The organism is Coleofasciculus sp. D1-CHI-01, from assembly GCF_040218875.1.
Lineage (GTDB): Bacteria > Cyanobacteriota > Cyanobacteriia > Cyanobacteriales > Coleofasciculaceae > Coleofasciculus.
This window is the reverse complement of record NZ_JAVJQP010000139.1, coordinates 1-23,763: the sequence shown is the minus strand read 5'-3', so window position 1 is coordinate 23,763 and position 23,763 is coordinate 1. Positions and strand designations below refer to the sequence as shown.

Below are 23,763 nucleotides of genomic sequence, written 5' to 3'. Positions count from 1 at the left end.
TCAGCTTTTGTACTCAATCAAGTACTTAGTCTGGTATGCATCGCTTCCTAGTCCTCTCCTTAATCGTCCAATTGCTTACTCAGACTACTGTGTGGCTGCTCATTTGGCTACTGAGTTACCAAAATGAGCGAACGGTGAGTTATGATTGGCAGATTGATACGAATCGCGTAGAACGAACGGATGGACTCACCAGCATTTTAGGCTATTCCCTCAGCGAAGCCGAACCCACTTATGACTGGTGGCGCGATCGCATTCATCCCGATGATGTGGAACGCATTGATCAGGAGACAGCCACGGCGTTGAGTCAGGGAGACTCCTATCAAGTCGAATATCGCATTCTTCACAAAAGCAACCACTATATTCATATCTTGGATCAAGGACTGGTGGTGGTACGAGATGATCAAGGACATCCTATTCGTGTGATTGGTAGCACCATCGATATTAGCGATCGCCAGCGCACAGAAGCTACCCTGAAACAACGAGAAACCGATTTACGCTTAATTACGGATGCAATCCCGGCGCTAATTGCCTATGTGGATTCAGATTGCCGTTACCGCTTCGTTAATCGCGCCTTTACCACTTGGTTTGGATATCCAGCCGAACAATTAATTGGTCAATCTGTGGCAGACTTTGTCGGTGCAACCCTCTATGAATATATGCGCCGGGATATTGAAGCCGCCCTGGCGGGTGAATCCGTAAAGGTTGAAATGTGGATGCCGTTTAAAGATGGAGGATCACGTTACGTTAGCAGGCAGTATATCCCCGATAGTGATCCGCAAGGGAATGTGAAAGGCTTCTATGCCTTTATTAACGATATTACCGATCTCAAACAAACAGAAGCCGCCTTAGGGGAGAGAGAACAGCGCTTCAGCACCTTATTTAATGGCATGGAAGATTGGGTACTCGTTTATCCCCTCACGGCTGACAATCAACCGGGACAATTAATTGAGGTGAATGAACAAGCTTGTAAACGGTTAGGCTATAGCCGACAAGAACTCCTAACCCTATCGGTTGCGGATGTAGTGGACTTTCCCTTAGCTAATCTTAACCTCAGTTTCCAGAAATTGTTGCAAGAGAAACGAGTGGTTGTCGAATCAGTACATCGCACCAAAGACGGTCAAAAAATTCCCGTTGAAGTTAGTTCCACCCTATTTATGCTGGATGGTTTGCCCACCGTTCAATCCATCTGTCGAGACATTACGGAACGTAAACAGGCAAAGAAAGCGCTACGCCTCAGTCAAGAACGATTTCGGGTTGCCCAAGATCTGTCCTTAGATGGGTTTACTATCCTAAAAAGCCTTCGCAATCCTGCCGGAAAAATCATTGATTTTGAGTGGAGTTATGTCAATCCCATGGCGGCAAAAATGCTGAATCATTCGGTTTCCGAGTTACTCGGTCAACGCCTGCTTAATATCCTACCAGGGAATCAAACCAATAGTGACTTATTTGAGTGCTATGTCAACGTCGTAGAAACCGGAGACCCCCATGATATCGAAGTGCGCTACGAATCAGAAGGAATTGTTGGCTGGTTTCGCAACATGGCAGTCAAATTAGACGATGGCGTCGCCATTTCCTTTAGCGATATTACCGAACAAAAACAAGCCGAGTTCGCACTACGCAAAAGTGAAACGGTTCTCAATGCCTTTATTGCCAGTTCCCCCATTGGTATGGCATTTTTTGACCATGACTTACGCTATCTTTATGCCAATGAAGCCTTAGCAACAATGAATGGAGTCCCCCTGAGTCACCATTTAGGTTGTACTCTTTGGGAGGTAGTGCCACAGATGGCATCTGAATTTGCCCCCCTGCTGCGTCAGATTTTACAGACTCGGCAATCGGTGCTGAACTTTGAGTTTAATGGTGAAGTTCAACCGGGTATTTATCACCATACTTTAGCCAATCACTTCCCCGTTTGCTTACCCGATGGTGAACTATTGGGAGTGGGTGTCACTGTGATGGAGATTTCTGAACTCAAGCGGGTAGAAGCCGCCTTACGCATGAGTGAAGCCTTTGCCCACGCCAGAGTGCAAGAGTTAGAAACGTTGATGGAAATTACCCCAGCGGCACTTTGGATTGCCCATGATCCTGACTGTCATCAGATGACGGCTAACCGGATGGCGTACAATTTAATGCGGATGCCACTAGGTTCCGTGACAACCGCCACCCCTGCTGATGGTTCCCATCCTCTGCCCTTTAAACAATATAAAAACGGACAAGAATTTCTCCCCGAAGACTTACCGATGCAGCGTGCAGCCAGAACCGGACAAGAGATCATTGATGAAATCGAATTGGTTTTTGAGGATGGCACAGTGCGCTTCATCTATGGCAAAGCCGTTCCCCTGTACCACGACTCTGGTGAGGTGCGCGGCGTGATTGGTGCATTTGTGGATATCACCGAACGCAAACAGGCAGAACGAGAGCGTGAACAACTTCTAGCACGAGAACGTGCCGCCCGTAAAGAGGCAGAATCTGCGAACCGGATTAAAGATGAATTTCTGGCGATTTTGTCTCATGAATTGCGTTCTCCCCTGAATCCTATCCTGGGATGGACAAAGCTACTCCGCAGTCGTCAGTTTGATCAAGCCGCAACCGATAAGGCGTTGGCAACCATTGAACGCAATGCCACGATTCAAATTCAGTTAGTGGATGACTTACTCGATGTTGCCCGAATTCTGCGCGGAAAAGTTTCTCTGACTCGTCATCGGCTTGATTTAGCGATCACGATTAAAGCCGCAATTGAAACAGTGCATTTGGCGGCGGAGGCGAAATCGATTCAAATTCAGACTCATTTTATCGGTAAAGTGGGTTTGATTGATGGGGACTCTGGGCGGTTACAACAAGTGGTGTGGAATTTACTCTCCAATGCGGTGAAGTTTACCCCATCCGGGGGACAGGTTGAGGTGACATTGGCGGCGGTGGATGACTTTGCCCAGATTACGGTAAGCGATACAGGTATCGGAATCTCTGCCGATATTCTTCCTCATATTTTCGACTATTTCCGTCAAGCAGACAGTTCCATGACGCGCCAATTTGGGGGATTAGGATTAGGACTCGCGATCGCACGTCATATTGTGGACTTACATGATGGCATAATCCAGGCAGAGAGCCCAGGAGAAGGACAGGGTGCCACGTTTACCGTGAAATTCCCCCTGCTTCCCAATCAAAGGAAACCAACGCCAAATACCCCGGATTGCCAACGCCAGCCCGATACCCCTCCTCTGCAAGGGATACGAGTCTTATTTGTCGATGATGAACCTGACACACGAGAACTGATTGGGATTATTCTGCAACAAGCTGGGGCAGAGGTGATAACAATGACATCAGCACTGGAGGTGTTGTCACAGTTCAACCAGTTAACTATTGATATCCTGGTGAGTGACATTGGTATGCCCCAGATGAATGGCTATGATTTATTGCAACAGATTCGGGGTATGTCCTCAAGCCAAGCCCAAATTCCGGCGATCGCATTAACAGCGTATGCGGGAGACTCCAATCAGCAGAAAGCCCTAGCCGCCGGATTTCAGCAGCATCTACCCAAACCTGTTGACCCCAAAGATTTGATTCAGGCGATCGTCCGGTTAATGAAACAGAGACATAAATGATTTCTATTACATTAAGGGTGGGCATTTGTCAATCTGCTTTAAGGCTGATTCTATGAAATATCTGTAAAGATTTCCGGACAATTTTAAAGAGTTGGCAAACTCTCCGGATTTTTCACCCATTGAGCGCCATTGGCTGATAAAACTGAATACTATAGAAACCTAAGTGTTGAGCCAAGCCGTTTATTTAATCATGCCAACTCATCCCAAATAAAGCCGTAACCATTATTACAACAATTAAAGTTTGGCTGACTCTACAGGGTTAACGACAAGAGTGAACCCTTCAGATTAATGGTTAGCAAATTAGAGAAAAAACTGTCTTTTCTCGATAAATATTAATGCAAGTTTGTAGGTAGATGAATTAGCTCTTCCTAAGGGGAGAGTTTTTTGTTTTTATAAACAGTTTAACTTCACAAAAACTTTATAGAAAGTTTATTTTAACTTTATTGATCTGCGTAAAAATACGGTTATAGTTAAATTGTGGTCAGGAAAAAACAAAACGAACCTTAAAATCACAGTCGTTTGAAGTAATTTTTCGGAGACTATACCGAAACAATAGCAACCACCAAAAATATAGGTGGTACAACGTTTCGCAATCATCCTCAATCAGGATATTACCTCCTGATTAATTTAAACGAGGGTATCATTTTCAAACCAACTATTTACGAAGGAGAAAATCTGATGGCTGTACAATTTACAACAATTATCGCTGATACAACAGGTAGTACCAGTTTGTTCGATCCCGATTTTTATGGTATTTCCTTTGATCAGGGTCTGCCGAACACATATATCAAGTCAGTTACCTTCGATCTAAGCGCTGGGGGGGATACGGATGCAAATTTTGATCCGTCTCAGCGTTTGTCTCCAGTAGACCTTGTGGGTTTAACGGCTAGCGATATTTCTTTTTCTCCTGATAGTGGATTCGATTTCCCAACTGTAACCATCAACTTTGCTCCCGACTCCTTTGGTGTGGGAGATTCATTCCGCTTCTCAATAGACACAGACAGTCTTTCTGGTGGTCCAGGTATTGCATTAGACAGTGGTGGTGCTTTCGGACTGCAGGATGTTTCCTTTGAAGTAACCTTGCAAGATGGCACCTCTTTCGTCTCCACATTTGATACTGTTAGTTCTACTCAGTCTATAGCTGAAATCAGCACCCATGAATCAATTGTGGGAACCTCAGGAAATGATCAACTCAACGGTACATCGGCTAACGAGTACATCCAAGGTCGAGCGGGCGATGATACGATAAATAGCAACGGCGGCGAAGATTTTCTCTTTGGTAACGCAGGTAACGATACAATTGCCGGAAGCCACGAGAGTGATTATATCGATGGTGGCGCTGATGACGACCTTCTCTACGGTAACGGCGGCGGCGATACCATCTATGGTAGAGGTGGCGATGATGGTTTATACGGTAGTTCTGCTTCGGATTATCTCGATGGTGGTAATGGTGATGACACCCTTTACGGAAATGGCGGTCGAGATATCCTTATCGGTGGTCGTGGTGATGACTTAATCTACGGTGGTTCATGTCCTGATTATATTCTCGGTGGCCAGGGCGACGACATCATTTACGCCAATGGTGCCAATAATGGAGCAGATTACATTGATAGTGGTGTTGGTCAGGATACCATCTGGCTGGGTCACGGTGATGCCGATGTCGTCCTCTCACAAGGAGTTGGATTCGATGTGATTAATAACTTCCAGCTTGGTCAGACGTCTCTAATCGTTAGTGATGTTAGTGCGTTGAGTTTCGCTGATGGTGCAAATGGTGCCCAAATCTATCAAGGCAGCGACTTGTTAGCCACCGTGAGTTGGCAGTCTGCTAGCACATTTGCCGATAACGCGAATGACATCTTTGTCGCTGCCTAGATATTTCGTCTGATGTTTTAGTCTTTCTTAGCAATAGCCGGATTGGTTGCGAAGCCTACACCATACCTGTACTCAGGTTGGTGTAGGAGTATGTCACTCTAGTCGAACCAAGCGGGAGATGCAAAGTATCTCCCAATTTTTTTTGTCTCAGTCGTATAGCCCTAGGTAGGGATTGCTTCAGGGAGTCTTGTGGTGGGGAGAGGGAACAGGCAGACTTCGGCTAGCGCTCAGTCTAACACAGGGAACAGGCAACAGAGAAATATCCTGACGTATCGATTCGATAAGTAGTTGTAGGTTAGGTTTCCTGTCGTTAACCCCAGCGAATCAAGGGCTAAAGCCCTTACTACAAACTACGTATAGCAACGTGGCATAAGTGCATATCCTGGTAATCACCCAGAGATATAGAACAATGTACCTGGGATCAGCCATAGGATAATCCGATGCCGAACATCACCCAACTCGCCTCGAAAATAGATAAGGTAAAAGTCTATGCGGCGGGTGCAACCGTTAGCCGTATCGCCGACTTGCACCTAGAGAATGGAGAAACGCCAGAACAAGTCGAAATTTCAGGACTTCCCCTAGCGCTAGATGACAGTAGTGTGCGAGTACAAGTTGAGGGAAATGCCAATCCAGTAATTCCTACCGATATTCGCATCAGTCTTGCGGTTCCTTCTCACCCAGAACTCCCCAACTCCCCCGCCGAGGAACAACTGCACCAAGCTAAAGCCGAAGTGAGGCGCATTCAAGAGATGATTGCCCTAATTGATAATGAAATCTCTGTCCTCAAACAGCTTCATGTACCCAATCAACCGAAAGCAGAACCGGGAAAAGCACCACCCCCTTCACCTTTAGCCGCCCGATTAGCGATCGCGAATTTTCAAGATGAACAAATTCGTAGCCGTATTCAGGAACGACGGGAAATCCAGGAAACCTTACAGGAGGCAAAAACCCACTTAGACGAGTTATTACACAAACAGAAACTGGCGTCAACCGCCCAACAGGTGAAACCGCACGAATTGCGGAAAATGGTGATTATCAGCTTAAGTTATCCGGGGGAGGTGACAGTTTCCCCGCAACGGTTAATTGTCGAGTATTTCGTTCCTGGCGCACGCTGGACACCCACCTATTTATGCCGTTTAGAGAGTAGCACAAATACCGCCGCGATCGCGGTTCGGGCTTTTTTGTGTCAGCGCACAGGAGAAGATTGGTCTGGAGTTCGCTTAGAACTATCAACAGCTAACCCGATGACGTGGTGTGAGTTACCTGAATTACCCTCACTGCGGTTAGGACGCACCCAACCTATCCCTAGAAAATCCGGTTGGCGTTTACCTCCCCTTGGTGCAACAATGCTGTTTGCCGATTATGACCGTCAGAAGCCGCAGGTGGTCACTGGACAAAGAGCCTTTACACAACCAGCGAGTACACTCAACAGTTCATCCTACAATCTGGAACTGAATCTGATTAATCAACATCGGGATCAAAAACTGACACAGAAGAAAGCACAAGAGGATCTGGATATGGAGCTTGAATGCCTCCTGTCCGATACCGATAAGGCTATGGAGTTTCATAACCTGTTCGATGAATCAAGAGACGAGTTTGCTGACCTTGACGCCATGCTGTCCGATGCACCAAAAGAAACAGAATGCGACTTAGGTGAATCCTTGAGTCAACTCATTAGTGATCCGGTGATTAACAACGATGACCTACTGACTTACAATTTAATGCGACTTCCCGACGCAGATGACCCCAATAAGCGAGGGAAATTACTGCTTCAAAACCAGCAATATGTTTATCTAGAACTCCTCAAGCAACAGCAGTTTGTGGTAAATTTTAATGTCTTAGAAATCGTCAACCAGGCTATATCAACTTCACAGCAATGTCTGTCTACCCCATTACCATTTGGTGGACTATCAGTACGTAACGCCGCAGGTTCCTTTGATTATGCTTATCTTGCCGATGGACGGGTGGATGTTCCGTCAGATGGACAATTTCATGCCGTAGCACTAACTAGCCAAAGTACCGATGTCAACCTGCGCTATATTGTCGTTCCCCGTGAAGATACCAATGTCTTCCGAATCGCCCAACTTTGCAATCCTTTAGACGCCCCACTCTTAAGCGGTTCAGCTGATATTTATGTCGATGGTGAGTATATCTTATCCACGACATTACCCACCGTACCCGCCAAGGGACAAGTTGAATTAGGTTTAGGGGTCGAACAAGGGATAAAAGTGGCTCGAAACACGACGTATCAGGAAAAACGTTCCAGTCAGTTATTAGTCGCATTCAACGAACTCCATCACCACCTTACAATTGACATTGCTAATCGTTTAAACAACGAAGCACGGATTGAGATCCGAGAACGGATTCCCGTTCCCCAGGAAGGAGAAAAAGTTGATGTAGAACTTGGTCAAGTTTCCCCGCAATGGCATAAATACGAACAAGAAGAACGCGGACAACCTATTCAAGGTGGATATTGCTGGCGGATACAAGTACCCAGTCAACAACAGGCAAAATTATCAGCACAGTACACCATTAAAACCTACGCCGATAGTGAAGTAATCGGTGGGAATCGACGGGAATAGTTCGTTCGTAGTGAGGGGCTTTAGCCCTCTCTAGCTAGGCGTTATAGCACTCTTCGTGCTTACTACAAACTACGCTATTGTCAGGTCAATGGAGAAATAAGCTGTTCGGCATTTAAACCTTAATATCAATAATGGCGCAATCCCTGTAGTGCGTTAAGCGAAGCCATGCCGCAGGCTTTGCATCTTGCTCGCTACTAATACCCAATTTAAATGCATGACAGCTTATCCTAACGTATCGATAAGTGCATATCCCGGTAATCACCCAGAGATATAGAACAATGTACCTGGGATCAGTCATAGGATAATCCGATGCCGAACATCATCCAACTCGCCTCGAAAATAGACAAAGTTAAAGTCTATGCGGCTGGTGCAACCGTTAGCCGTATCGCCGATTTGCACCTAGAGAATGGAGAAACGCCAGAACAAGTCGAAATTTCAGGACTTCCCCTGGCGCTAGATGATAGCAGTGTGCGAGTACAAGTTGAGGGAAATGCCAATTTGGTGATTCCTACCGATATTCGCATCAGTCTTGCGGTTCCTTCTCACCCAGAACTCCCCAACTCCCCCGCTGAGGAACAACTGCGCCAAGCCAAAGCCGAAGTAAGGCGAATTCAAGAGACGATTGCCCTAATTGATAACGAAATCTCTGTCCTGAAAAAGCTTCATGTACCCAATCAACCGAAAGCAGAACCCGGAAAAGCACCCCCCCCTTCACCCCTAGCCGCCCGATTAGCGATCGCAAATTTTCAAGATGAGCAAATCCGTAGTCGCATTCAGGAACGACGGGAAACCCAAAACAGCTTAAAGGAGGCAAAAACCCACTTAGACGAGTTATTACACAAACAGAAACTGGCGTCAACCGCCCAACAGGTGAAACCCCACGAATTGCGGAAAACGGTGATTATCAGCTTAAGTTATCCGGCACAGGTGACAGTTTCCCAGCAACGATTAATTGTCGAGTATTTCGTTCCTGGCGCACGCTGGACACCCACCTATTTATGCCGTTTAGAGAGTAGCACGAATACCGCCGCGATCGCGGTTCGGGCTTTTTTGTGTCAGCGCACAGGAGAAGATTGGTCTGGAGTTCGCTTGGAACTCTCAACCGCTAACCCAATGACGTGGTGTGAGTTACCAGAATTACCCTCACTGCGGTTAGGGCGTACCCAGCCTGTCCCCAGAAAATCCGGTTGGCGTTTACCTCCCGTTGGTGCAACCATGCTGTTTGCCGATTATGACCGTCAGAAGCCGCAGGTAGTCACGGTATCTGAACAGTTCCAAAACCTGGAATCATCTTCAATTGATGTGTCATCAGTACAAGAGTTGAACTTAGGAGGAAAACAGACTGTAAGAGAAAATCTACAAAAGAATAGAACCTCAACACCAAGAGCCTTTACACAACCACCGAGTAAACTCAACAGTTCATTCTACAATCGATTATTACAGTTAGGTTATGCTGATAAACAGCAGATAGAACAAGCGCGGATAGAAAGCCGTAAGTCAGGACGACCTCTGACCGATATTATTGAATCAATTACCGGGCGTCAGTTGTCACCCGACTTAATCCGCCATTACAAGAAACAGCAACTGTTTGAACTCAAAACAATTTATGGTGTTGAATCTCTTGATCCAGAACTTAGTGAAATTTCCGGACACCAAGTCAAGGAACTAATTGAAAGCCTCATTCCCCTTGACATCTGTAGTCGCTATCGTTTAGTCCCGTTATCCAAAAATGATGGTCAACCCCCATTCGTTCTGGTGGCAATGGTTGATCCGGATAATCTGGATGCCCAAGATGATCTCAACCGGATTCTCCGCCCTCAAGGAATTGGGCTACGGCGGATGGTGATTACCCAAGAAGATTATCAGCATCTGATTAATCACTATCGGGATCAAAAGTTGGCACAAGAGAAGGAACAAGAAGCGGCTAAACATACAGATATTAGTCAGGATTTGGATTGTCTTACCTCGGATGCACCAGAAGAAACAGAATGCGACTTAGGCGAAGTCTTGAATGAAGGGAGTGCTGGGATAATTAACTTGGTGAATCGTATTCTCATCAAAGCCCTGCAAGAGGGAGTCTCCGACATTCACATCGAACCCCATGATCCATTTTTATTTGTTCGCTTCCGTAAAGATGGCGTACTGCGGCCAGCCTTCGATCCCTTACCAAGAAAAATTAAAAATGCCGTGGCTAATCGTGTCAAAATCATGGCAAATTTAGACATCAACAAACGTCTATTGCAAAGTGGTCAGTTTCAGCGTCTGTTTCAGAGACGCATGGTCAATTTATTCGTCGAAATCATCCCGGCTCGGTATGGAGAAAATATTTACATGAAGGTGCAAAAAACAGTATTTGGTTTCTCAATGGAGTGGATCAAAAATGACATAATAACTTACAATTTAATGCGACTTCCCGGCGCAGATGATGCCAATAAGCGAGGGAAATTATTGCTTCAAAACCAGCAATATGTTTATCTAGAACTCCTCAAGCAACAGCAGTTTATGGTAACATTCAATGTCTTAGAAATCGTCAACCAGGCGATATCAACTTCCCAAGAATGTCTGTCTACCCCATTACCATTTGGTGGAGTATCAGTACGTGATGCAGCAGGTTCCTTTGATTATGCGTACCCTGCCGATGGACGGGTGGATGTTCCGTCAGATGGACAATTTCATTCCGTAGCACTAACTAGCCAAAGTACCGATGTTAACCTCCGCTATATTGTCGTTCCCCGTGAAGATACTAATGTCTTCCGAATTGTTCAACTTTGTAATCCCCTAGATGCTCCACTTTTAAGTGGTTCAGCTGATGTTTATGTTGATGGTGAGTATATCTTATCCACGACATTACCCACCGTACCCGCCAAGGGACAAGTTGAATTGGGTTTAGGCGTCGAGCAAGGGATAAAAGTCGCTCGAAACACGACGTATCGGGAGGTGCGTTCCAATCAGTTATTAGTCGCATTCAACGAACTCCGTCACCACCTGACAATTGACATTGCTAACCGTTTAGCCAACGAAGCACGGATTGAGATCCGAGAACGGATTCCTGTACCCCAGGAAGGAGAAAAAGTTGATGTAGAACTTGGTCAAGTTTCCCCGCAATGGCAGAAATACGAACAAGAAGAACGCGGAAAACCCATTCAAGGCGGATATCGCTGGCGGATAAAAATACCCAGTCAACAACAAGCAAAATTATCAGCACAGTACACCATTAAAACCTACGCCGATAGTGAAGTAATCGGTGGCAATCGACGGGAATAGTTCGTTCGTAGTGAGGGGCTTTAGCCCTCTAAAGTTAGGCATTATAGCACTAAAGTGCTTACTACAAACTACGCTATAATTTACAGAGGTCAATTATGCCATCAATTACACCCCAACAAGACATTCAATCCTTAACCCTCGACGCCCCTGTCACCCTCGTTACCCTTCTCGAAGACCGCGCCTTAGTGCAACGCCGGGGGAAAGCCAATCTAACATCAGGATTATGGCGCATCACCGTAGAAAATGTCGCCCCAGTGCTTTCCGATAAATCCCTGCGGGCAGAATTTGCAGAAAACTATGATAATGCCAGAATTAATGATGTCCGCGTTCGTCGCCAGATAATCGTCAAAGACGAAGAACGACCCGAAGACATTCAACCATTGTATAACGACTTGCGATCGCACCAGCATCACCTCGCCATAGTTTCAGAAGACTCTCAACATCAGAAGTATTGCTTTAAACAAGTCAATACCATCTTAACCAAAGCCTTACAAGAATTACCCATTGATGCCGTTTGGGGACAAATTGACCCCAAAACCTGGCGGGAACAATTGCAAACCCTGTTTAAACAACTCCGTGAATTACGGACAGAAAATTTAACCAGCGGTGAACATCAAGCACAACTCAGACGGCAAATTGATGACATAACCACTCACCTCGAAGCCCTATCCCGTCCAGATACAATTTACACCGCCAAAATTGAATCTGATTTAATGATTTCTGACGCTGGAGACTATGAAATTACCTTCGATTACGTCGTTCCCAATGCCTTATGGCGTCCTTGGCATCAAGCCCGTCTGCTAGTCCCAACTACTACGCCTTCATCACCAGCTACTCTATCATTTCGGATGGATGGGTGTGTCTGGCAAAATACAGGAGAAGACTGGACGAATGTTGATTTAGTCTTTTCCACCGCCCGCACATCTCTGGGGACTGAACCCCCTCTTTTAAGCGATGACAAATTAAATGTCAAAGAAAAATCTCGACAAATTATTGTTGAAACTCGAAATCAGCACATTCAAACCACTGGACTCGGTACAGGTGTCACCCCTCCGCAGAGAGAAACGACCAGTTCAGTTAACTTACCTGGTGTTGATGATGGCGGCGAAGTCCGGACGCTTCGCCCTAACCAAAAAGCCACAATTCCCTCTGATGGTCGTCCCTATCGGGTGCCAATTTTATCCTTTGAGTCTAAGGCTGAGATTGAGTATATCTTAATGCCAGAACTCTCCTGTCAAGTTGTTATCAAAAGCGAACAAATTAATTCATCAACCTGTCCCATTCTCGCTGGACCTGTGGACTTAGTACGTTCATCCGAATTTGTCGGCAAAACTGCCATTGGATTCATCGCACCTGGGGAAAAATTTGCCTTGGGATGGGGGTCTGATGAAGCCATGCGGGTGCAGCGTAGCCAAACGAAAAAACAAGAAAAAGACCATCTAACCAAGTGGAAACGAGTGATTACGCAAACCCAGTTATTTCTCTCTAATATTGCCGCTGAACCGAGAAAGATTACAATAACAGAGCGGGTTCCGGTGTCAGAATTAGAGCAAGTCAAGGTAAAGGTTTTAACCAAAAAGACTACCAATGGAGTTCAAGCAGATAATGATGGATTTTGTACCTGGAAATTCACCCTCGCGCCTTACTCTCAACGTCAAGCCACGCTAGTTTATCAAGTGGCAACAGCGCCAGAGGTGAAAGGAGCATTGTAAGGGTACGGTATTGCCCATTCTCAACCCCTCACCCCCAGCCCCTCTCCCGATACTGCTGGCGAATTGGAAAAACCTAACCCCCCAGCCCCCTTCCCAACCCCCCTCGTTCCCCCCTACAAGAGGGGGGAGGACAGAGGATGTTTCACTTTTTTTGCACGGGGAGGACAAAGGATGCTTCGCTCTTGTGGCACGGAAGGGGGAGCATCAAAGCCCCTCCAAATAAAAAATATATTCCGCTTCCCTCTCCTTGTAGGAGAGGGCTAGGGAGAGGTTCGGGGAGGGGGAAAGGGGAGGGGTCTGACCCCTCAGTTAATGACCAGCAGTATCCTTGATGGGAGAAGGGGTTAGGGGATGAGGGTGAAATACTTGCCAGTTGTGCTTTTCACCTGAACTTGACACCAATGGGTAATGCTGTGTCCCTACAGCTCAAACCACTGGATTGGGTAATGGAGGATTGTTCTTTAATGACTCGACCAACCAATACGTTATCATTTCTCCTTTTCCTTTAACGGCAATTTTTCCCCGTTGTTCAAAACGATATTGCTCTTTTAAACAGGTATAGGTGGCTTCGGTGACTTGAATTTTACCGGGTAAACTTGATGATTCCATGCGAGAGGCAACATTAACCGCATCTCCCCATAAATCATAGATAAATTTCTTGGTTCCTATCACACCTGCGACAACTGAACCCGTGTTTACACCAATGCGGATTTGTAGCTGTTCACCATAGCTTTCTTGAAAATCGGCGATCGCGTCTCGCATATCTAGCGCCATTTGCGCCACGGCTTGAGCATTATTGGCTTTATAGACGGGTAATCCACCCACAACCATATACGCATCGCCAATGGTTTTGATTTTTTCTAACCCATGTTGCTCAGTTAATTGATCAAAAATTGAGAAAATTTCATTGAGTAAGTCAACCATTTCCGTAGGTTTTATCTTTGCCGATAATGGGGTAAAACCGACAATATCCGCAAACAAAATCGTCACATCAGCGAATTGTTCGGCAATCGCCGTTTTCTCTTTTTTCAGGCGTTCAACAATCGGAGCGGGTAAAATATTCAGTAATAATTCTTCAGAACGTTCTTGAGTTTTTTTCAGGGCAATATCGGTGATTTGCCGCTCTAATTCAGCTCCGGCTCTAGCGGCAAATATTTTTAAGACTAATTCCCGGGTTTCATCATTGAGCATGGGTTGAGTGTCTAGGACAGCAATATGACCAATGACATTCCCTATGGAATCAGTTAAGGGAATTCCGGCATAGCTTTCGGCTTTTAAGTCCACTAAATCTTGATCATCAGGAAAACTCGCGATAATATTGTCAGAATAGCAATAATATTTGTTATTTTGAATCACTTCCTGACAGGGTGTTCCCAGCAAATCATATTCAATATTTTTGACAAATTCATCGTCCTGCCAAAAGGCTAATGTCCGGACTCGTTTTTGTTTAAAATCTAGACATTCGGTAACAAACGCATAACGAACTGACAAAATTTCGGCAAGTTGGCGCACACAAGCGTTGAAAAACTCACGCCCTGTTTTGGTGGCGGTTCCTTCAACAATTAATTGTAAGGCTTCTTCGCGGCGTTTGCGATCGCTAATATCTCGCATCACCACTATAACGCTATCCTGGGATAGAGGTGAAATCTTGGCAGAGAAGTCTGTTCTGCCGTTTTCTAACTGGAGACTATATTCAACTTCAATCGTTTCCTGGCGTTCTAATACCTTTTGAATCGTACTGTATACTAAATCGGCTTGGGGTTGGGGTAAACTTTCATGGAGTGTCTTGCCTACGGCGAGTTGGGGAGATTGAGAGACCAACTCATGGTTGGGTGTGGCGATTTTGAGATAGCGCCCCTGGGAATCCAAAACTAACACCAGTTCAGTCATGGCGTGGAATAAGGCGCGAAGTTCTGCTTCTGATGTGGTTAAAGCCGTTTTAGTTTTTTGCAGTACGTCTACGGTTTTTCCGAGTTTTTTATTGCGATGTTCGAGTTCACTTTGCAGGCGTTTAAGGTTTAATTGGGTTTGGATTCTGGCTAAAACCTCTTCAAATTGAAAGGGTTTGGTGATATAATCAACACCGCCATATTGAAAGGCTTTAACCTTTGTCTCAGTATCCGAAAACGCACTCAGGAAAATAATCGGGATAGAACTTGTTTTCGGATCAGCTTTGAGTTGTTCACAGACTTCATAGCCACCTAATCCGGGCATATTGATATCTAGGAGGATTAAGTCTGGGGGAAGCAGCCGAGCGGCATTTAATGCCATTTCACCATTAATGGCTTTGCGGATTTGATAGTTGTAGTCTGATAAAAAATCTGATAAAAATTTAATATTGTGGGGTTGGTCGTCAACAATGAGAATATCGGCGATGAATTTGTTGTCATTGGTCATTTGTCAAAACACTGATTTCACGGATTTATTGGAGAGATTTGGGTGGGGAAGTGAAAGGTTAGTGACACTGATTTCACGGATTTATTGGAGAGATAGTCAAGTTTATCAGTTGATCAAATTGATAGGTTTCTACTAACTCAATTAGCGCCTCAATGAGTTGAGATTGTTCCTCAGGAATTTGATCAATTAGGCTTAAACATAGGGCATCGTTACAGGAACTCGCCGCGTAGTGAAGTTGCTCAATCCATTCGGATGACATGATCGTGAGATCATTGGCATTTAGAGTATAATCCGATGGAGATACGCTGGCATCGGTAGCATCAGAAACCGTTTCGGCTGTTGTGTTCTTGGAATACTCCACCCCTAAATATTGACTGGCAATTTCTAGAATTTCCTCCCGCTGAAACGGCTTGCTAATAAACGCATCACATCCGGCGGTTAAACATTCCTCTCGCTTATGGGCAAACGCACTGGCGGTAATCGCAATAATCGGCGGAATCGTGGCAAAATTCGACTGTTTAATCTGTCGAGTGGCTTGATAACCATCCATAATCGGCATATACATATCCATGAAAATCAGTTCAGGTTGCCATTGTTGCCAAAGCGCGATCGCGGCTTGTCCATTCTCTGCTGATTTCACCTGAAAACCCACTTCTTTTAACAGCGTTACCAATAGCTGGCGGTTTACCAGATGATCTTCAACCACTAAAATTCGATAGGCGGGTTGTCCGGGGGCTAATTCCGTCACCTCCTTGAAATCAGAGGCTGGAGTATCGGGGATAGATTCTGTTAATTCTACCTGAATTTGGAATTTAAAACAACTTCCTTGTCCCAATTCACTTGTGACAGTAATTTCACCGCCCATCAATTGCACAAATTTCTGAGAAATCTTTAATCCTAACCCGGTTCCTTCGTGGGTATTTTGCCCAAGTTTGGTCTGCTTAAAGGCTTGAAATAACTCATCCCTGTCTTCTTTAGCAATTCCGGGTCCGGTGTCAGCTACTTCAAATCCCAGGTTCACGGTTTTACCCTGACTAACCCTCGATACTTCTAGGGTAACTTGACCGTTTTCGGTGAATTTAATCGCATTACTCAGCAAGTTAATTAAGACTTGACGCAGTTTATGTTCATCGGTTCTAATCCATTGGGGAACGGTATCGTCTCGCTGAACCCTTAAGCGTAATCCTTTGGACTTTGCCTTGAGTTGGAACATGGATTCCAGACGGCGCAAGAGTTGATGTAAATTACAGTCAGTTTCCGCTAAGGTTATCCGCCCCGCTTCAATTTTTGACATCTCTAAAACATCATTAATCAACTCCAGTAAATGTTCACCACTGTGATTAATGATTTCCATGTACCCTTGATGCTGGGCGGGTAAGGATTGATCGCGCTGCATGAGTTGAGTAAATCCTAAAATCGCATTCATGGGCGTGCGGAGTTCGTGACTCATATTGGATAAAAACTCACTTTTTGCCCGATTTGCTGCATCTGCTGCTTCTTTTGCCTGTTGAAGTTCGATGGCTTGGTTTTGGGTTTGGGCAAAGAGTTCAGCCTGTTGAACCGCGACGCCAAGCTGATTGCCAATTTGGGTAACAATTTGTACCTCTGCGGGTTGCCATTGTCGAGGATTACTGTTTTGATAAACGCCTAAGAGTCCCCATAGTTGCTGACCACAAAAAATGGGGGCGATGATATAGGCTTGGGCTTGCATTCCTTTGAGCAAGTTGAGATAACACTCGGAAAAGTTAGCTTGTTCAACATCAAAGACGCAGCAATAGGTGTTCTTTTGTCGATAGATTTCACCCTGTCGTTCTTGCAGATACGTGTCTTGAACCAATCCATCTGCACCGATTAATTGAGTGGCAAAACAGTGGGAATTAACCGTTGTGGTTTGGGCAAAGGTAGAGGAGTTTTTAGGGTCAAGAAGTAAAGCCTGCCAACCGGAGGCAACGGATTCGGCAACGATTTCCCCACTCCAATCCGGGTTAAACTCATAAATCAGAACGCGATCGCAGTCAATAGCTTGTTGTAATTCAGCCGTTGTCGCCTTAAAGATGGTGTCTAAATCTAAGCTTTGGCGCATTTGCTGGATGACGCGGTTAATTGCTTTTTCCCGCTGCGCCATCAATTTGATCGCGGCTTCGGCAGCAATTCGTTCTTGAATTTCAGTTTCTAACGTAGCATTAGTTGCTACTAATTCTGCGGTGCGTTCCTCAACCCGAAATTCTAAGGCTTCGTAGGCGCGATGTTTTTCGTCTTCTGCCCATTTCCGTTGCAATTCTGTGGCGGCGCGGGCGGCAAATACGTTCATCATCGCTTGATCTAAATTGGTGATGCACAAAGGTTTGACATCACAAATACCCAGCATCCCAATTATTTGTTGATGTTCGTCGAGTAAAGGAATCTCCACGCAATGTTCGGTATCCTTTGTATCGGGAAAAAGTTGCTGCCAATTGTCAGCTTCGTTACCACTCTGTTGGGTTTGGGGAATGATTTGACAGGAGGTAGACTGGAACTGGGACACCTGACAGGATGTGATGCAACAACCAGCAAGGCTACGCCATCCCGGTTCGCGATCGCGGATTTTCTCAGCGACGACGACAGCCGGAACATGTAAGGATTTTGCCAGATTCTGCACCAAGGCGGCAAAAAAGTCTTCTCCCGTTACCGACGCTGTACCCGCAACAATGGCGCGTAAAGTTTCCTCGGTTTGGCGTCGTTGTACCACTTGCTGCTGTAATTCCCGGTTAATCGCTTCCAATTGTTCCGGGGTGCGTAGGGCGAGGAATTGGGGCAGTAAATCGATTAATCGTAGCGCTGTATAACAAGATATCAGGGCGGTTAAAGCGCGTTCAATTCCGGATATCCAGTAATCCGCGTGCCAAAGAGTCCAAATATCAAACAGATGTCCGACACCACAGAAAATAATAAACGCCCCGAATAACACAAAGACTCTAGAGAAGGGAATATCCTGGCGTTGGCGGACAAAGTAAATCAGCATTGCCGGAATCGAGAAATACGCGATCGCAATCAGCGCATCACTGACAACGTGTAATCCCACCAGGGGAGTTTGCCACAGGTAACAATTACCGTGGGGCATATAGCTACGGGAGGATAAAATAGTCTGTAATGATTCCAGCACAGTCTTCTTTTCCTAAAACATTCTTTAAAGCAACGGTTTAATCCACCCTGGTTTGTCTTATCGTGCCATTATATCGGCTTACAATTGTAGCTGTGTCAGTCCATTGGTTAGGTTGGTGGATATAAACCTAACTCTATTAAGTCTAGAAATCTGTGTAGGGGCGGGTTTAGGGCCAACAATAATGAAACCACCAATAACGTTTTTACAAAACCCGCCCTGCCCCAAGGTTTAGGGACAACATTAATGAAACCACCAATAACCTTTGTACAAAACCCGCCCTGCCCCACCCTTTCACCCCGACATTTTTTATGTGCGATCGCGGTTGGGAATCTAATCGGTTTGTCCGGTTTTGGATTAATTGATTGCCTTGCGCTGGGGGAGTGGGAGGGTTTTATTCTTAATTTTAAGGTGAGAAAGGGCGGGTTTTGTTGTTCGGTTATCGGTGGGGAGGGCGGGTTTTGTTGTTCGGTTATCGGTGGGGAGGGCGGGTTTTGTTGTTCGGTTATCGGTGGATATCTGAATTGATTCCCTAAACCCGCCCCTACATCTAATTTGGACTCTGCACCCCTGCCCCCCCGCACCGGAATCCCTTCTCCAAACAAGCGCTATAAAGAAATGTGAATTAGGATCGATCTAGTCGAGCTAGAATCAGGCAGCGACTTCACCTAACCTGGGTGGAGATCTGCTGCTGCCGAGGAGATAAGCTATGGAAAACGAAAAAGTACCAACTACGATTATCACACTGACCGCCGGTGTCGTTATCACCCTGGTCAGTTTGTGGGTTGGTCAAAACCACGGCTTGATGCCCGAACAGGCGTCAGAACAAGCGCCGTTAGTCGATGACTTTTTTGACGTGATGATGACGATTGGCACCGCCCTGTTTTTAGTCGTCGAAGGGGCGATTGTGATTGCCATGATTCGATTTCGGCGACGCGAGGGGGATGACACGGATGCTGAACCCATCATCGGTAATTTGCCCTTAGAAGCTTTTTGGACAGCCATTCCTGCCATTATCGTGATTGGACTGGGGATCTACAGCGTCGAAGTCTATCGAGATATGGGCGGTTTTGAACCCGCGCATCACTTAGTTGCTAAAGCTGATAACCCCGCTCATATTGCAAGTATGCCCGGAAGTGCCATGGCAGCCCCCTTAGTGGCTGATGCAGAGGGGATGGAGTCCGATGAAGCAGCACCCAAGGGCGCTAAATACGGCTTTGGCGCGGCTCCCCAACGGGAAGGACAGATGGCTGACTTGGTGGTGAATGTCACGGGTTTACAGTTTGCTTGGATCTTTAACTATGCCGATAGTGGCATTGTTGCTGGTGAATTACATGTTCCCATTGGCAAAGACGTGCAACTGAATATCTCCGCCCAAGATGTGATTCACTCCTTCTGGGTGCCTCAGTTCCGCCTCAAACAAGATGCGATTCCTGGTCAAGAAACGGAACTGCGGTTTGTTGCCACAAAACCTGGAACCTATCCCGTGGTTTGCGCTGAACTCTGTGGGGGTTACCACGGTGCGATGCGAACCCAGCTTATTGTGCATACCCAAGAGGAGTATGACGCTTGGTTCAAGGAAAATCAGGTTGCCCAGCAGCAAAACCCGAATCAAACCGTGGCGGTGAACCCGGCGGATTTATCCGAGTCCGAGTTTCTGGAACCCTACACGACTAAGTTGGGCGTTGATGAAAAAACGTTAACCCAGTTACACTCAATGCATGAATCCTAAACAGAAGCCCATCACACTCCAGTTGTCCATCTGGACAGGCTGCTTTAGTTGTCCCAAGAAATTCTGATGACCCAAACCGAAACTGCACCTCAATCTCAAGCCACTTCCCACAGTTCCCATCCCACGGCATGGAAGTGGTATGACTATTTCACGTTCAATGTTGACCATAAGGTGATTGGGATTCAATACCTAGTTACCTCCTTCGTGTTTTATTTGATCGGGGGATTAATGGCAGTCGCCATGCGAGCTGAACTGTATACCCCGGATTCAGATTTACTTGATCCCAATCTTTATAACGCTTTTCTGACCAATCACGGCACGATCATGATCTTTTTCTGGGTCGTTCCGGCTGCTATTGGCGGGTTTGGCAACTACCTGATCCCGCTGATGATTGGTGCCAGAGATATGGCATTCCCGAAACTGAATGCGATCGCGTTTTGGCTGGTTCCCCCAGCGGGAGCGCTGCTGTTAGGCAGTTTCTTTTTCGGCGGCGCTCAATCGGGGTGGACATCCTACCCCCCCTTGAGCCTGATTACCGCCAATACTGCTCAATCGATGTGGATTCTCAGCATTATCTTGGTGGGAACCTCCTCAATTTTGGGTTCGGTGAACTTTATCATCACCCTCTTCAAAATGCGCGTCCCCAGTATGCGCTGGGATCAGATGCCGTTGTTCTGTTGGGCGATTTTAGCCACATCGATATTAGCCCTGTTTTCCACGCCCGTGTTAGCGGCGGGATTAACCCTGCTGTTATTTGATATCAACTTTGGCACCAGCTTCTTCCGCCCCGATGCTGGGGGGAATGTGGTGGTGTACCAACATCTGTTCTGGTTCTATTCCCACCCGGCGGTGTATCTGATGATTCTGCCGATTTTCGGGATTATGTCAGAAGTGATACCCGTTCACGCCCGTAAGCCGATCTTTGGCTATAAAGCGATCGCGTATTCATCCCTAGCCATCTGTATCGTCGGTCTATTCGTCTGGGTACACCACATGTTTACCAGTGGCACCCCCCCTTGGATGCGGATGTTCTTCACCATCTCCACGCTGATTGTGGCAGTACCGACGGGAGTGAAAATCTTTAGCTGGGTGGCGACACTCTGGCAAGGGAAAATCCGCTACACCTCGGCAATGCTGTTTGCGATCGGTTTGTTAGGCATGTTTGTCTTGGGTGGACTCAGTGGCGTAACCCTGGGAACCGCACCCTTTGACATTCATGTCCACGATACCTACTACATCGTGGCTCACTTCCACTATGTTCTCTTTGGCGGTTCAGTGTTTGGTCTTTATTCTGGAATGTACCACTGGTTCCCCAAAATTACGGGTCGCATGTACAACGAAACCTGGGGGCGAGTTCACTTTGTTCTCACCTTTATTGGTGCGAATCTCACCTTCCTCCCTATGCATGAATTGGGTTTGCAAGGAATGCCCCGACGGGTAGCGATGTATGACCCCCAATTCACGGCAATTAATCAGCTTTGTACCTTCGGTGCAATTCTGTTAGGGTTCTCGGTGGTTCCCTTCATGATTAATCTGATCTGGAGTTGGATGTATGGACCAAAGGTGGGTGATAATCCCTGGGATGCCTTGAGCCTGGAATGGACAACCAGTTCGCCACCGGAGATCGAAAATTGGGAAGTCCTACCTGTATTAACCCATGGTCCTTATGCTTATGGCATGAATGGTCGCAATGGTAAAGGACTTAATCCCAGTGCGCCAACATCGGGTGAACCTGCTGTTGAAGCGAAGTAAATTTTGCAGGTTGTAGGGGCGGGTTTTACCGTTATCGTTTCCCGTTTACCCAGATGTAACTAAACCCGCCCCGACTTAATGTTCATTAGTTGTATATAGCGATAGGGAAAAAAATTATGCAAGGTTCAACGATTGACGAATATCAAGTCTCGCCTACCCCAGAACCCTCGGCTGAGGTAACTGTGGCGGCACATGAGGAACATCCCGATTATCGGGTTTTGGGGCTAATCGTCTTCCTCGCCTCTGAATCCCTGATGTTTGGTGGAATGTTTGCCTCGTATTTAATTTATCGAGGCGTATCCGCAACCTGGCCCCCCGAAGGCACAGAGGTGGAACTTTTACTGCCAACAATTAACACGATTATTCTGGTGTCGAGTAGTTTTGTCATCCATAAGGGAGATGTGGCGATTAAAAAGAATAATCTCTCGGGTATGCGGTTGTGGTATATCATTACCGCTGTTATGGGTGTCATTTTCTTGGGCGGTCAGGTGTATGAATATCTCACATTGGGGTATGGTCTGACTACTAATGTGTTTTCTAACTGCTTTTATTTGATGACCGGATTCCATGGATTGCACGTTACCATTGGGGTTTTACTGATTCTCGGCGTCTTGTGGCGATCGCGTCGCCCTGGACATTACGGTGAAACCAAGCACGTTGGCATTGAAATGGCAGAAATTTATTGGCATTTTGTCGATATTATCTGGATTATTCTGTTTACCCTGCTTTACATTCTGACGCTGTTTTAAAGCGAAGATGTAGAGACGTTGCATGCAACGTCTCTACGCCTCATGGGAATTAAGATTAAAAGTTAAAATGATTATTGTCGCGGATGCTTCAGTGCCAAGAGTTTGGCGATTGATTCAATTAACGTTTTCGTGAAATAGGTTAACGCTACGATAGCTAAAATGGTTACGCCACCATTAACCAGATCGGATTGTTGTTTTTAATTTTATCTGTACCTATTAACGTTGATTCACCCTCATCCCCTAACCCCTTCTCCCATCGAGGGAGAAGGGGAACCGGACTCCCTGCATCACTCTAAAGAAAAGAAAGAATCTTGCTCCCCTCTCCTTGCAGGAGAGGGGCTGGGGGAGAGGTCAATCGCCACCCTAACCAATTTCTCATTCCAACGCGCCGAAGGCACCCGCCACCTAGGAGAAAGCATCGCCAAACGCTTCAACATCTCCCCCTACTTTGGCAAAGACGCCCTCGCCTCTCACCTCACCCATTGCCAATCCCCAGAACTCCTATTAATCGCCACCCACGGCTATTTCTCTAAATCCCCCCAAACCCCCTCAACCTCCCATCCCGAAGACCCAATGTTACGTTCCGCCCTCGCCTTTGCAGGCGCGAACCGTTGGCTAGAGGGCAAACCCTTACCCGCCACCGCCGAAAAAGGGATGATATTCGCCCAAGACATCGCCGCCCTTGATCTCTGGGAAACCGAACTCGCTATCCTCTCCGCCTGCCAAACTGGAATCGGGGATGTCAAACTCGGTGAGGGAGTGTTTGGCTTGCGTCGCGCCTTTGCCATAGCCGGAACCAAAACCCTAATCATGAGCCTTTGTTGACGACTCCCCGCGCATAGAATGCGGGGGATTCTGAAGAGTAATTACTCACTCTCCCCTCCACTCGAATAGGCTGAGTTGAACCCATTCCATCCGAGGGTTCTCAGGCTCATCTGGCAACCCAGATGATTTCCCCTGTC

Annotated in this window: 11 protein-coding genes; 9 read left to right on the top strand and 2 right to left on the bottom strand. The window is 46.4% G+C overall.

The annotated features are described in order from the left end of the window. Positions 1-35: 35 nt before the first annotated feature. The 5 genes from RIB93_RS24690 (at position 36) to RIB93_RS24670 (ending at position 13,032) form a co-directional block, all read left to right on the top strand. Positions 36-3,602 (top strand): PAS domain S-box protein, encoded by a 3,567-nt coding sequence (locus tag RIB93_RS24690; RefSeq protein ID WP_446376631.1) that lies wholly within the window; start codon positions 36-38, stop codon positions 3,600-3,602. Positions 3,603-4,280: 678 nt separating this feature from the next. Then, on the top strand, positions 4,281-5,474 hold the full coding sequence (locus RIB93_RS24685) for a calcium-binding protein (RefSeq protein ID WP_446376629.1): 1,194 nt from the start codon (positions 4,281-4,283) through the stop codon (positions 5,472-5,474). A gap of 440 nt (positions 5,475-5,914) precedes the next feature. After that, positions 5,915-8,056, top strand: a complete 2,142-nt coding sequence (locus RIB93_RS24680) for a mucoidy inhibitor MuiA family protein (protein WP_446376627.1) — start codon at positions 5,915-5,917, stop codon at positions 8,054-8,056. A 309-nt stretch (positions 8,057-8,365) separates the two neighbouring features. Beyond that, a complete protein-coding gene (locus RIB93_RS24675) occupies positions 8,366-11,320 on the top strand; it encodes a mucoidy inhibitor MuiA family protein (RefSeq protein WP_446376625.1) in 2,955 nt (984 codons plus the stop codon). 95 nt (positions 11,321-11,415) lie between these two features. Beyond that, positions 11,416-13,032, top strand: coding sequence for a mucoidy inhibitor MuiA family protein (locus RIB93_RS24670; protein WP_446376623.1), 1,617 nt, complete (start codon positions 11,416-11,418; stop codon positions 13,030-13,032). A gap of 426 nt (positions 13,033-13,458) precedes the next feature. Here RIB93_RS24670 and RIB93_RS24665 read toward each other — a convergent pair whose 3' ends face one another. Then, entirely contained in the window at positions 13,459-15,429 is a 1,971-nt protein-coding gene (locus RIB93_RS24665; protein WP_446376621.1) for an adenylate/guanylate cyclase domain-containing protein, read from the bottom strand. A 73-nt stretch (positions 15,430-15,502) separates the two neighbouring features. Beyond that, positions 15,503-18,571 (bottom strand): ATP-binding protein, encoded by a 3,069-nt coding sequence (locus RIB93_RS24660; protein ID WP_446376619.1) that lies wholly within the window; start codon positions 18,569-18,571, stop codon positions 15,503-15,505. Between the two features lie 706 nt (positions 18,572-19,277). Here RIB93_RS24660 and RIB93_RS24655 point away from each other — a divergent pair. From RIB93_RS24655 to RIB93_RS24640, 4 genes are all read left to right on the top strand, one after another. After that, on the top strand, positions 19,278-20,300 hold the full coding sequence (locus tag RIB93_RS24655) for a cytochrome c oxidase subunit II (protein ID WP_446376617.1): 1,023 nt from the start codon (positions 19,278-19,280) through the stop codon (positions 20,298-20,300). A gap of 66 nt (positions 20,301-20,366) precedes the next feature. Further along, entirely contained in the window at positions 20,367-22,052 is a 1,686-nt protein-coding gene (gene ctaD, locus RIB93_RS24650) for a cytochrome c oxidase subunit I (protein WP_446376615.1), read from the top strand. A 116-nt stretch (positions 22,053-22,168) separates the two neighbouring features. Next, a complete protein-coding gene (locus tag RIB93_RS24645; RefSeq protein WP_446376613.1) occupies positions 22,169-22,801 on the top strand; it encodes a cytochrome c oxidase subunit 3 in 633 nt (210 codons plus the stop codon). Positions 22,802-23,023: 222 nt separating this feature from the next. Continuing rightward, positions 23,024-23,626: a CHAT domain-containing protein gene (locus RIB93_RS24640; RefSeq protein WP_446376611.1), complete on the top strand. Its 603-nt coding sequence runs from the start codon at positions 23,024-23,026 to the stop codon at positions 23,624-23,626. The last annotated feature ends 137 nt before the right edge of the window (positions 23,627-23,763 follow it).